The 11,863-nt window shown below is 71.4% G+C and carries 13 protein-coding genes; 10 read left to right on the forward strand and 3 right to left on the reverse strand.

Going from position 1 to position 11,863, the window contains the following annotated elements; all coding sequences use genetic code 11:
- On the reverse strand, positions 1–771 hold the full coding sequence (locus tag GIS00_RS06105) for an ABC transporter permease (RefSeq protein ID WP_154767362.1): 771 nt from the start codon (positions 769–771) through the stop codon (positions 1–3).
- A 111-nt stretch (positions 772–882) separates the two neighbouring features.
- On the opposite strand from GIS00_RS06105, the gene recG reads away from it, so the two are divergent.
- From recG to mutM, 8 genes are all read left to right on the forward strand, one after another.
- Positions 883–3,147, forward strand: coding sequence for an ATP-dependent DNA helicase RecG (gene recG, locus GIS00_RS06110; RefSeq protein WP_230312814.1), 2,265 nt, complete (start codon positions 883–885; stop codon positions 3,145–3,147).
- Position 3,148: 1 nt separating this feature from the next.
- Positions 3,149–3,724: an RsmD family RNA methyltransferase gene (locus GIS00_RS06115; RefSeq protein ID WP_154767364.1), complete on the forward strand. Its 576-nt coding sequence runs from the start codon at positions 3,149–3,151 to the stop codon at positions 3,722–3,724.
- Positions 3,725–3,788: 64 nt separating this feature from the next.
- Positions 3,789–4,268, forward strand: coding sequence for a pantetheine-phosphate adenylyltransferase (gene coaD, locus GIS00_RS06120; protein ID WP_154767365.1), 480 nt, complete (start codon positions 3,789–3,791; stop codon positions 4,266–4,268).
- A gap of 97 nt (positions 4,269–4,365) precedes the next feature.
- Positions 4,366–5,097, forward strand: a complete 732-nt coding sequence (locus tag GIS00_RS06125) for a DivIVA domain-containing protein (protein ID WP_322097570.1) — start codon at positions 4,366–4,368, stop codon at positions 5,095–5,097.
- Between the two features lie 114 nt (positions 5,098–5,211).
- Positions 5,212–5,883 (forward strand): YceD family protein, encoded by a 672-nt coding sequence (locus GIS00_RS06130; RefSeq protein ID WP_154767366.1) that lies wholly within the window; start codon positions 5,212–5,214, stop codon positions 5,881–5,883.
- A gap of 3 nt (positions 5,884–5,886) precedes the next feature.
- A complete protein-coding gene (gene rpmF / locus GIS00_RS06135; RefSeq protein WP_322097571.1) occupies positions 5,887–6,066 on the forward strand; it encodes a 50S ribosomal protein L32 in 180 nt (59 codons plus the stop codon).
- A gap of 5 nt (positions 6,067–6,071) precedes the next feature.
- Positions 6,072–6,860 carry a ribonuclease III gene (rnc, locus tag GIS00_RS06140; RefSeq protein WP_322097572.1) on the forward strand — a complete coding sequence of 263 codons (789 nt, stop codon included), beginning with the start codon at positions 6,072–6,074 and terminating at the stop codon, positions 6,858–6,860.
- A 6-nt stretch (positions 6,861–6,866) separates the two neighbouring features.
- Entirely contained in the window at positions 6,867–7,715 is an 849-nt protein-coding gene (gene mutM / locus GIS00_RS06145; protein ID WP_322097573.1) for a bifunctional DNA-formamidopyrimidine glycosylase/DNA-(apurinic or apyrimidinic site) lyase, read from the forward strand.
- 19 nt (positions 7,716–7,734) lie between these two features.
- Here mutM and GIS00_RS06150 read toward each other — a convergent pair whose 3' ends face one another.
- On the reverse strand, positions 7,735–8,547 hold the full coding sequence (locus GIS00_RS06150; RefSeq protein ID WP_154767367.1) for a GIY-YIG nuclease family protein: 813 nt from the start codon (positions 8,545–8,547) through the stop codon (positions 7,735–7,737).
- A 130-nt stretch (positions 8,548–8,677) separates the two neighbouring features.
- Here GIS00_RS06150 and GIS00_RS06155 point away from each other — a divergent pair, with 130 nt between their 5' ends.
- On the forward strand, positions 8,678–10,090 hold the full coding sequence (locus GIS00_RS06155) for a bifunctional phosphatase PAP2/diacylglycerol kinase family protein (protein ID WP_322097574.1): 1,413 nt from the start codon (positions 8,678–8,680) through the stop codon (positions 10,088–10,090).
- Complete coding sequence (locus GIS00_RS06160; RefSeq protein WP_322097575.1) at positions 10,087–10,425, forward strand: acylphosphatase; 339 nt, start codon at positions 10,087–10,089, stop codon at positions 10,423–10,425. Before GIS00_RS06155 ends, GIS00_RS06160 begins: the two co-directional genes overlap by 4 nt.
- A 395-nt stretch (positions 10,426–10,820) precedes the next feature.
- Here GIS00_RS06160 and GIS00_RS06165 read toward each other — a convergent pair whose 3' ends face one another.
- Complete coding sequence (locus tag GIS00_RS06165) at positions 10,821–11,678, reverse strand: SDR family oxidoreductase (protein WP_154767368.1); 858 nt, start codon at positions 11,676–11,678, stop codon at positions 10,821–10,823.
- Between the last annotated feature and the right edge of the window lie 185 nt (positions 11,679–11,863).

Consider the following 11,863-nt stretch of genomic DNA (forward strand, 5'->3'; position numbering starts at 1 on the left):
TCAGGAAGGCAGGACGGTGCCGCCGGGTGGCAACAGCCCGGCGGCCACCAGCTCCACGGTGACCAACACCGCGGTGCTCTGCACCAGCAGCAGCCCGAACAGCACCAGCAGCTGGGTCGCGCCGGCCTGCCAGGCCGACGCGCCGGCCAGCAGCACGCCGACGAACGCGCCGGGCAGGGTGACCAGTCCGACGGTCCTGGTCTGGTCCAGGCCGGGGACCAGCGCCAGCGCGGCGGCCGGCCGCCCGACCAGCCGCACCGCATCCCGCCGGACCAACCCGATCGACAGCGCGGCCTCGTACTCGCCGCGCCGGTCGTGCAGCTCCTCGGTGAGCCGGCGGCCGGCCAGCGAGGTGGCTGTCATCGCGCCACCGATGAGGATCCCGGCGGACGGCAGCAGGGCGACGGGGGAGAGCGGGAGCGCGCCGCTGGCCAGGATCAGCGAGAGTGTGGGCAGCACTGCGACCGCGATCGGTAGCGCCGTCCACCAGCCGCGACCACGTACCGACCCGGTGATCCGCCGCGCGGAGGTGCCCGCCGCGACGGCCGTCATCAGCAGCAGGAAACCCGCGGTGGCCCAGATCGACCGCAGCACCAGCCCGATCACCGCGCTGACCGCGGCCAGCTGCAGGACGGCGCGGACCGCCGCGGTCAGCACGTCCCGCCATCGGCCGACCCCGGAGAAACGCACGACCAGGGCGGCGAGTCCGGCCAGCACCACGAGCACGACCGCCAGCGCGGGACCGAGCAGCACGGACCCGGTGCTGTTCATCCGCCGAACCTAGGGCATCGCACCGCCCGTCGGTCCCGACCTTCCACTCCGTCGTCCACACGCACCGCTGCCTGCCGCCGACTGTCGCCCGGGGTCGGCAGAATGACCCGCATGGGCTCCGCGACCGACATGGCCACCCCGCTGCGGCACGTGGTGGGCGCGCGTCTGGCCAACCAGTTCGAGGACAAGCTCAAGATCGTCACCGTCGGGGGCCTGCTACGCCACTACCCCCGCAAGTACGACAAGCGCGGTGACCTCACCGATATCAGCAAGCTGAAAGAGGGTGAGAAGGTCACTGTCTGGGGCACGGTCCGCCGGGCCGACACCCGATACCCGGGACCCGGGTCCAAGGTCCGGTCGATCACGAAGGTGACCGTGTCGGACGGCAAGACGGACATCACCTGCACCTTCTTCAACCAGCCCTGGATGTCCAAGCAGCTCAGCCCGGGGACGAACGCCATGTTCGCCGGGACGGTCGGGAAGTTCAACGGCGAGTCCCAGCTGTCCTCGCCGCAGGTGATGATCGTCGGGCACGAGAACGACACCACGCTCGGCGACCCCGATCTCCGATCGGTGGGTCGCTCGAAGGCCAAGGACCAGCTGGCGACCATCGAGGAGTTTCCTGGCGGGTCGATCCCGGTCTACCCGGTGTCCGAGGGGATCAGCATCTCGGTCGTGCAGTCGGCGGTGCGTATGGTCCTGGACCAGCTCGACGAGATCCACGACCCGCTGCCGTCCTCGTTCCGGGAGCTGCACGACCTGGTTGGTCTGGACTCCGCGCTGCGCAACATCCACCGGCCGCAGTCGGACGAGGACCTGGAGAAGGCGAAGAAGCGACTGCGCTACGACGAGGCGCTGTCGGTCCAGCTGGTGCTGGCCCGGCGCCGGGAGCTGGCCCGGCAGTACCCGGCCGAGCCGTGCCCGCCGCGGCCGGACGGCCTGCTCGCCGCGTTCGACAAGAACCTGCCGTTCACCCTGACCGCCGGTCAACAGGGGGTGGGCGAGGAGATCACGAAGGACCTGTCGACCATCCACCCGATGAACCGGCTGCTGCAGGGGGAGGTCGGGTCCGGCAAGACCGTGGTGGCGCTGCGCGCGATGCTCCAGGTGATCGACAACGGCCGGCAGGCCGTGCTGCTCGCGCCGACCGAGGTACTGGCTGCGCAGCACGCGCGGTCGCTGCGGCACGTGTTGGGTCCGTACGCCCGCGGCGGCGAGCTCGGTGCGCCGCCGGAGGCGATCGCCATCACCCTGCTGACCGGGTCGATGACGGCGAAGGCGAAGCGACAGGCGTTGCTGGACATCGTGTCCGGGCAGGCCGGCATCGCGGTCGGCACCCATGCGCTGCTGTCGGAGGGCGTCTACTTCGCCGGTCTCGGGCTGATCGTGATCGACGAGCAGCACCGGTTCGGTGTGGAGCAGCGCAACGTGCTCCGGCAGCGGCATCCGGAGGGCAACCCGCCGCACGTGCTGGTGATGACCGCCACCCCGATCCCGCGCACGGTGGCGATGACGGTGTACGGGGACCTGGAGGTGTCCAACCTGATCGGGCTGCCGCGCGGGCGGTCGCCGATCGCCACCACGGCGGTGCCGGCGAAAGCCCGGCCGGGCTGGGTCGACCGGGCCTGGGAGCGGGTGCACGAAGAGGTCGGCAAGGGCCACCAGGTGTACATCGTGTGCCCGCGAATCGGTGACGACGACGAGGGCGAGGACGACGGGGAGACCCACGAGCCACCGGACGAGAACGGTGAGGAGGAGAAGCGCCCGCCGCTGGCCGTGCTCGCCGTGGCGCGGGAGCTCGCCGAGGGCCCGCTGCACGGGTTGCGCATCGGGATCCTGCACGGCCGCATGCCGCCGACCGAGAAGGACGCCGCCATGCGCGCTTTCACCAACGGCGAGACCGAGGTGCTGGTGTCGACGACCGTCATCGAGGTCGGTGTCGACGTGCCGAACGCCACGATGATGGTGGTGCTGGACGCCGAACGGTTCGGCATGTCCCAGCTGCACCAGCTCCGTGGCCGGGTGGGACGCGGGAGCGCACCGGGCATCTGCCTGCTGATCACCGAGTACGGTCAGCGCTCGCCGGCGATGCAGCGGTTGGAGGCGGTGGCCTCGACGCTGGACGGATTCGAACTGGCGGAGAGGGATCTCGAGCTGCGCAGGGAGGGGAACGTGATCGGGACGAGCCAGTCCGGCAACCGTTCCGGCCTACGTCAGCTGGTGCTGAAGGACCACCGGGAGACCATCGAGCTGGCCCGCGTCGACGCGACCCGGCTGGTCGACGCCGACCCGTCCCTGGCGCTGTACCCGGGACTCGCCGACATGGTCCGGTCGCTGATCGGCGACGACCAGCAGGATTTCCTGGAGATGGGCTGAGATGACCCGGATCGTGGCCGGACGGTTCGGCGGCCGGGTGCTGAGCACCCCGAACGGGACCACCACCCGCCCTACCAGCGAGCGGGTGCGGGCGGCTCTGGGCAATGCACTGGAGTCCACCGGTGGGCTCGCCGGGGCGCGGGTGCTGGACCTCTACGCCGGGTCCGGCGCACTCGGGCTGGAGCTGGTGTCCCGCGGCGCCGCGTCCGTCGACCTGGTGGACAGCGACCGGGCCGCGTTGACCGCGGCCCGGGAGAACGTGCGCCGGCTGGACCTGGCCGATGCAGTGCGGGTGGTCCCGGCCTCCGCGCTGGCCTTCGCCGGCGGACCGCATCCGCAGCCGTACGACATCGTGCTGGCCGATCCGCCCTACGACCTGGCCGGCCCGGACCTCACCGCCGTACTGGCCGCTCTGGTCGCCGCCGGTGGCTGTGCGCCGGGGGCGGATGTCGTCATCGAGCGGTCGGTGCGGTCCGGGGACCTCGACTGGCCGCCACCGCTGACCGCGAGGCGCGAGAAGCGCTACGGCGACACGGTGCTGCACTGGGGCGAGGCGCCGGGCGTCGGGCCTGCCTGATCCGCCGGGAGCCGTGCCGGGGCGGGGGACCCGGGGTCTGACCTGCCTGTTACCGTCCGGAACCATGACACACGCGGTGTGCCCGGGCTCCTTCGACCCGCCCACGCTGGGGCATCTGGACGTGATCGGCCGGGTGGCCGGACTGTTCGACACGGTGACGGTGGCCGTGCTGGTCAACCCCAACAAGAGCGGGATGTTCCCGGTCGCGGAGCGGCTGGAGCTGCTGGCGGGGGTGACCGCCGAGTGGCCGAACGTCCGGGTGGACTCGTTCAGCGGGCTGCTCGTCGACTACTGCCGGGAGCGCGACATCAGCGCCATCGTGAAGGGCATCCGGGCCGTCTCGGACTTCGACTACGAACTGCAGATGGCCCAGATGAACCACGGGCTGACCGGTGTCGACACCCTGTTCCTGCCGACGAACCCGCAGTACTCGTTCCTGTCCTCCTCGCTCGTCAAGCAGGTGGCCGAGTTCGGCGGCGACGTGAGCGAGCACGTCCCGGCCCCCGTGCTGACCGCGCTGCTGGCCAAGCTCGGGCGAGCCTGACCCGGTTGGCCGCCGCCCGTTGGCAGACTGGCCGGGGGAGCGGGCCGGCACCAGGATCGGCGGGCTCCGGGTTCGGAAGCGCAGAGGAGTTGTTCAGGTGTACCGGGTTTTCGAGGCACTCGACGAACTGGTGACGATCGTCGAGGAAGCACGCGGTCTGCCGATGACGGCGTCCTGCGTGGTGCCCCGCGGTGACGTCCTCGAACTGCTCGACGACGTCCGGGACGCGTTGCCCGGCGAGATGGACGACGCACAGGACGTCCTGGACAACCGCGACGGCATGCTCGCCGAGGCGAAGGACAGCGCGGACCGGACCGTCACCGACGCGCAGAACGAGGCCCACCGGCTGGTCGCCGCCGCCCGCGCCGAGGCCGACGCCACCGTCGCCGGCGCACAGACCGAGGCCGACCGGCTGGTCGACGAGGCCACCGCCCGCGCCGAGGCGATCCTGGCGCGGGCGCAGGCCGACGCCGACCGCACCATCCAGAACGGCCAGGACCAGCACGACGCCCTGGTCTCCCGCGGTCACGGCGAGGCCGAGCGGCTGGTCGCCGCCGGCCGGGCCACCTACGAGCGGTCCGTCGCCGACGGCCGGGCCGAGCAGGCGCGGCTGGTCTCCCAGTCCGAGGTCGTGCAGGCCGCGCACCTGGAGTCGGCGCGGATCGTCGACGAGGCGCACGGCGAGGCCGACCGGATGCGCGCGGACTGCGACTCCTACATCGACTCCAAGCTTGCCGGCATGGAGGAGACGCTGACCAAGACGCTGCGCACCGTCGCCCGCGGCCGGAACGCGCTGCGCTCCGGCGCGATGGCGGACTACCGGGACTGACCGCCGTTGTCCCGTCGGTTGGGATCAGCGGCGGAACTCGACTACTCTGGAACGGTTGCCCGAACCGGGTGACCTCTTCTTCGTGCCCGCGCGGCATGTACACGGAAAGCAGCCATGACCTCCACGCGCCCGAATCCCGCCTCTCCCTGGGTGATCGACACCCGGGCGTTGGGGCGTCGGCCGGGCTCGATGAAGACCTGGTCGGCGACGGTCCCGGTGGACCTGCCGATCGGCATCGAGGACGTCATCGCGGTCCCGGCCGGCGGCGAGGTGCTGCTGGACCTGCGGCTGGAGTCCGTCGCCGAGGGCGTCCTGGTGTCCGGGTCGGCCCGGGCGGTGGCAGTCGGGGAGTGCTCCCGCTGCCTGACCGAGGTCCGCGAGGAGGTCGACGCGCCGCTGCGCGAGCTGTACGCCTACCCGGACTCGACCACCGCCGAGACCACCGACGAGGACGAGGTCCCGCGGCTGGTCGACGACCTGATCGACATCCTCCCGCTGGTCACCGACGAGATCGTGCTGGCGCTGCCGCTGGTCCCGCTGTGCACCCCCGACTGCGCCGGCCTCTGCCCGACCTGCGGCGAACGGTTCGATGATCTCGAACCGGGTCACGGGCATGAGACAATCGATCCTCGCTGGGCCGCCCTCGCCGGGCGGTTCGCAGAGGGCGCAGACACCGAGCAGGCCTCCGGGCCGGCCGGTGGCACCGTTCCCGCTCCCGTTCCGGGTCCCGCTCGACGCGGTGTCCCCGGTGCGGTCCGCACCACCCCCAACACCGAGGAGAAGTAACCCGTGGCTGTCCCGAAGCGGAAGATGTCGCGCAGCAACACCCGCGCCCGGCGCTCGCAGTGGAAGACGACCGTCCCCACCCTGGCTGCCTGCCCGAACCGCGCCTGCGGTCAGCTCAAGCCGCCGCACGCGGTGTGCCCGAACTGCGGGCAGTACAAGGGTCGCCAGGTCGTCGGCGTCTGACCGACGTGTCCGACGCGACCTCGCGCCGCTCCGGCGGCACGGGTGGTCCTGACCCGGCTGTGCTCTCCGACCGGCTCGGCATCGAACTCGATGCCGAGCTCGTCGTGCTGGCGCTGACCCACCGGTCGTACGCGTACGAGCACGGCGGTCTGCCCACCAACGAGCGGCTGGAGTTCCTCGGGGACTCCGTGCTCGGCGTGGTGATCACCGATGCGCTGTACCGGACCCACCCCGACCTGCCCGAGGGCAGGCTGGCGAAGCTGCGCGCGTCGATCGTGAACATGTACGCGCTGGCCGGGGTCGGCCGCGCCATCGGGCTGGGCGGGATGCTCCAGCTCGGACGTGGCGAGGAGCTGACCGGCGGTCGCGACAAGCCGTCGATCGTGTCCGACGCGGTCGAGGCGGTCCTCGGCGCGGTGTACCTCCAGCACGGGCTGGAGCCTGCCCGCGGCGTGATCCACCGCCTGTTCGGCGAGCTGCTGGTCCAGGCCCCCCGGATGGGGGCGGGCCTGGACTGGAAGACCTCGCTGCAGGAGCTGGCCGCGTCCCAGGGCCTCGGCGTACCCGAGTACCGGATCACCGAGGACGGCCCGGACCACGCCAAGACCTTCGCCGCCACCGTGCTGCTCGGCGGCATCGAGCGTGGCGAGGGTGCCGGGCGCACCAAGAAGGAGGCGGAGCAGCAGGCCGCCTCCGCCGCCTACGAGCAGATCAGCGGCGCGCAGGCCGGTCCCGGCGACGAGGCCGATGCTGCCGACGGCGCGGTTCCCGACTCCGACGAACAGGCCTCCTGAGCCGACGTGCCCGAGCTGCCCGAGGTCGAGGTGGTGCGCCGCGGGCTGACCGCCCACGCGGCCGGCCGGCGCATCTCCGGCGTGCAGGTCTTCCACGACCGCGCCGTGCGGCGGCACATCGAGGGCCCCGCTGATTTCCAGGCCGTGCTGACCGGTCACCGAATCGACGAACTGCGCCGCCGGGGCAAGTACCTCTGGTTCGCCCTCGACGACGGCGACGCCGTGCTGGCGCACCTCGGGATGAGCGGCCAGTTCCGGGTGGGGACGCCGGGTGGGGCCGTTCACCCGCACCTGCGGGTGCGGTTCACCTTCGACGACGGCGGCCCGGACCTCGACTTCCTGGACCAGCGCACCTTCGGCGGGATGCAGTTCGTGCCCGGGGGCGCCGAGCTGCCCGACCCGATCGCACACATCGCCCTCGACCCGCTCGACCCCGACTTCGACCGCGACCTGACCATCGCCCGGCTGCGCGCCAAGCGCACGGAGGTCAAACGCGCGCTGCTGGACCAGACCGTGGTGTCCGGGGTCGGCAACATCTACGCCGACGAGTCCCTGTGGCGGGTCAAGCTGCACTACGCGCGGCCGACCGGCGGCCTCACCAAGGCGGTGGCCGGTGGTCTGCTGAACGCGGCGACCGAGGTCATGCAGGACGCGCTCGCCGCCGGCGGCACGTCCTTCGACTCGCTCTACGTCAACGTCAACGGCGAGTCCGGCTACTTCGACCGTTCCCTGCACGCCTACGGCCGCGAGAACGAACCCTGCGATCGCTGCGGCACCCCGATCCGCCGCGACCCCTTCATGAACCGCTCCTCCTTCTTCTGCCCGGTCTGCCAGCGCCCGCCCCGCGGCCGCTGAACGACGTGCGCTCCCGTCCTCAGTTCCGGTTGAGGCCGTGTCGACGGGTGTCCAAGGCGTTCTTGAAGTGGCTTTCGGCCTCGTCGATGACACGGCGGGGACTGCTCGGATCGAACACCCGCAGCAATGAGAACCGGAAATGCGACGGGTCCAGGCCGCGGAGTTCGACGTTCCCGCCGTGGCCGTTGGTCGCGTACTCGGACCACCGTTGCCGGATGCTATCCAGCCCGTCGGCCTTCCCGACGTACTGCCGTCCGTCGCTGGTGTCGGTGATCAGGTAGATGCCGATGACCGATTCGAGAGCGGTTCGCCATGCGGCGTAGCGATGCTCACGCATCACGGCCCGGAGACGCGCGTGATCCAGGACGAGGCTGTCGAAGCCGGGAAACCGCGGTGGTGCGGCATCTGCGATTTCCAGCACCGGATAGGTGGCCGCGGTCCCCGCATTGATCCGCCAGTTCCGGGGAGACGGCCAACCGATCACCAACCGGTCCCTGAGGTCGGAGAGTCGGTCCGACTCAACCAGGTCGAAGGTCCGTAGCTTCCCGTCGTTCGTGATCTCACCGCGGTTCTCGAGCACGGACCACAGTCGCGCACGGTCACCGCCCTCCCGGACGAACACGATCCAGAGTGGGGGTGGCTGGGCAGGGAAGAGCCGCGGATCGCTGGCCTGCTCGGCGGTGTACGCCAGGATCTCCGCAGGTGTGGAGTCGGCGTGCAGACCGGGAAGTCCACCGTCGTCATGGCTCTGGACGTGGGCATGCCTGAGCACGAGCGCGGCCGCGGGATCGATGTCGGCGCTCTGCAGCATCGAACCGAACGTCAACGTCATGCAGGCATCGTCTCCCCGGAGGTGACTTCCGCGCGGAAAAACGCCGATACGGCAGCCTTCTCCGCCGGTCATCGCCTCCTCCCTCGTGGTGGGCACGGACCCGATCCTCTGCATCCGTAGGCTCAGGGGCGTGCGCACCACGGACGAGACCCCCGACCCGATGACCGTGCCGGCCGCCCATCCGGTGGCCCGGCCCGTCGACCAGGCCCTGCGACTGCTCACCACCAGCGCGAACCATGGCGTGCTGTGGTTCGGAGTGGCGGCGATCGGGGCGCTGACCGGCAAGCGCGGGCGGCGGGCGGCGCTGCGTGGCGTCGGATCGTTGGCCGTGTCCAGCTTCCTGTCCAACACCGTGATCAAGCCGCTGGTCGGCCGCCGCCGGCCGGACATCGAACGCACCGTCACCGCCCGCCGGATCGGCAAGACCCCGTGGACCTCGTCGTTCCCGAGCGGGCACTCGGCCTCCGCCGCCGCCTTCGCCACCGGCGCGGCGCTGGAGATGCCGGCGGCGCTGCCGGTGCTCGCCCCGCTCGCCGCAGCGGTGGCGTACTCGCGGGTGCACGTCGGCGTGCACTACCGCTCGGACGTGATCACCGGCGCGGCCATCGGCGTCGCCGTGGCGCTGGCCGGTCGCTGGCTGTGGCCGGTGAAGCCGTGGGGCCCGGCGAACACCGCTCCCGCTGACGCGCCGGCGCTGTCGGAGGGCGAAGGCCTGACCATCGTGCTCAACGAGAAGTCCGGCAGCAGCGACGGTGCCGAGGACGAGCTGTCAGCGGCGCTGCCGAAGGCGCGGATCGTGCAGTGGGATCCGGAGAACCAGTCGCTCGAGGACGCCATTGGCACCGGGATGAAGGCGCTCGGCGTGGCCGGCGGCGACGGCACCGTGGCATCGGTGGCGACGATCGCCCAGGAGCGCGGGCTGCCGTTGGCGGTCTTCCCGTTCGGCACCCTCAACCACTTCGCCGGTGCGCTCGGGCTCAACACCCACGCCCAGGCGATCGACGCGGTCGAGGCCGGCACCGCGGGCGGGGTGGACATCGCCCGGATCAACGGCGACCTGTTCCTCAACACCGCGAGCATCGGGGGCTACCCGGACATGGTCATCCGCCGCGACCGGTACACGAAGCGAATGGGGAAGTGGCCGGCCACCGCGCTGGCGCTGATCCGCACCCTGCGCCGGCACACGCCGATGGACCTGGAGATCAACGGCCACCGGGCACCGGTGTGGGTGGTGTTCGTCGGCAACGGCGTCTACCGGCCGCGCGGGCTGGCCCCGGCGTGGCGGGAGGACCTGGTCGACGGCCTGCTCGACGTCCAGTACCTGCGCGCAGACAAGAAGCTCGCCCGCACCCGCGGCGTCATCTACTCGCTGATCGGCATGGTCGAGCGCAGCACGGTCTTCCACGCGGTCGACGCGGAGAAGGTGACGATCATCGCGCACGGCGGTCCGGAGATCCCGGCCCACGACGGCGAGGTCGGCGAGGCCTCCACCACCATCACCTTCGAGGTCGATCCGGAGCTGCTGACGGTCTACCGGCCGTGAGCGAGGAATCGGTCGGCGGGACTGCCCAGCAGGAACCGGCCGACGACGGCGGCGGAGAGCCCGCCGCGGTCGTCCGGCTCACCGCCTTCGTCGCCGGTCGTGTGCAGGGCGTCGGCTTCCGCTGGTGGACCAGGGCGCGGGCTCTGGAGCTCGGTTTGACCGGCAGCGCAACGAATCTCGCCGATCGCCGGGTGCAGGTGGTCGCCGAGGGGTCACGTGAGGCCTGCGAGGCGCTGCTCGATCTTCTCCGCGGCGGCGCCACCCCCGGCACGGTCGACCACGTCGCCGAGCAGTGGGGCAATGCCCGCGGTGAGATCGGCTTCCTCGAGCGCTGATCTCCGTCCCCGGCGCGAACAACCGAATCCGGGACCGTTTCCATTGCCACGCAATGGTTTCGGTCCCGGATCCGGCCCTCGGCGACCAGCCCGCCTACCGGGTCGGCTGGCCTTTCAGGCGGCGTGGCTGTTCGGCCCCAGGGCGACCGAATCCGGGACTGTTTCCATTGCCACGCAATGGTTTCGGTCCCGGATCTGAGCGCTCGGCAACAGGTCTCCCCTCCCGGCCCGCCCCTTCCGGGTGCAGTTGGCGGTTCGACCCCAGAATGACCGAATCCGGGATCGTTTCCATTGCCACGCAACGGTTTCGGTCCCGGATCCGGGCACCCACTCAGCCGGCGCCGGTCAAGGCGCGGTCGGTCGTTCCCGTACCGAACGGAAACAACCGCAGTGGGTCAGGAGGCCACGACCGCCTTGAGGGTGTCGGCGAGGGGGGTGGTGGGGTGACCGAGGAGGGCGGAGAGATCACCGGTGACGAGCCCGAGCTCGCCCTTGGCGATCGCGGCGTCGACCCCGACGACGAACCCGGCCACACCGTCCGGCAGTCCGGCGGCGACCAGTGCGGCCTGCTGCTCGGCGCCCGAGACCTGCTGTACCGCAACAGGCTTGCCGGTGACCTCGGCAATGGTGGCGGCGAGCTCGTCCTGGGTCCAGGCGAGGTCACCGGAGAGCTCGTAGGTGCGCCCGGCGTGTCCGTCGGTGGTCAGTACGGCCACCGCGGCACCGGCGTAGTCGGCGCGGGAGGCACTGGCCACGCGGCCGTCACCGGCGCTGGTCAGCAGCACGCCGGTGGCCGAGGCCTGCTCGACGGTCGGCGCGTAGTTCTCCGAGTACCAGCCGTTGCGCAGCAGCACGTGCGGCACGCCGACCTCGGCCAGGTACGCCTCGGTCTGCTGGTGCTCCGGCGCGACCGGGTTGATCGACCCGGTGGCGGACAGCACGCTGGTGTAAGCGATCAGCGAGGCGCCACCCGCAACCGCTGCGTCGATCAGCCGGCGGTGCTGCTCGAACCTGCGGCCCACGGCGCTGCCGGAGATCAGCAGGAAGCGATCGGCATCGGCCAACGCGGCGGTGACCGCGGGCGCATCGTCGTAGTCCGCGACCCGGACGGTGACACCGCGGGCCGCCAGCTCGGCGCCGCGCTCGTCGGTACGGACCAGGGCGATGACGTCGGCCGCAGGGACGGTGTCCAGCAGCCCGTCGATCACAGCGGCACCCAACTGGCCGGCGGCGCCGGCGATGGTGATGGTCATGGTGGCAACTCCTTCACGACGCGCACCCGCGGGATGCGGGCCGTTCGGTACTTGAAAGCGCAAGCAACGTCGGAGGTATTCCGGTCCCGCCGACCGCATCGTGTGACGAATCGGACGCCCACCGTCGGCGGGTAGGCTCCACGGGCGACCGGCACGTGACCGGTCGGTGAACCATGCCGGCGAAC

The organism is Nakamurella alba, assembly GCF_009707545.1.
GTDB lineage: Bacteria > Actinomycetota > Actinomycetes > Mycobacteriales > Nakamurellaceae > Nakamurella > Nakamurella alba.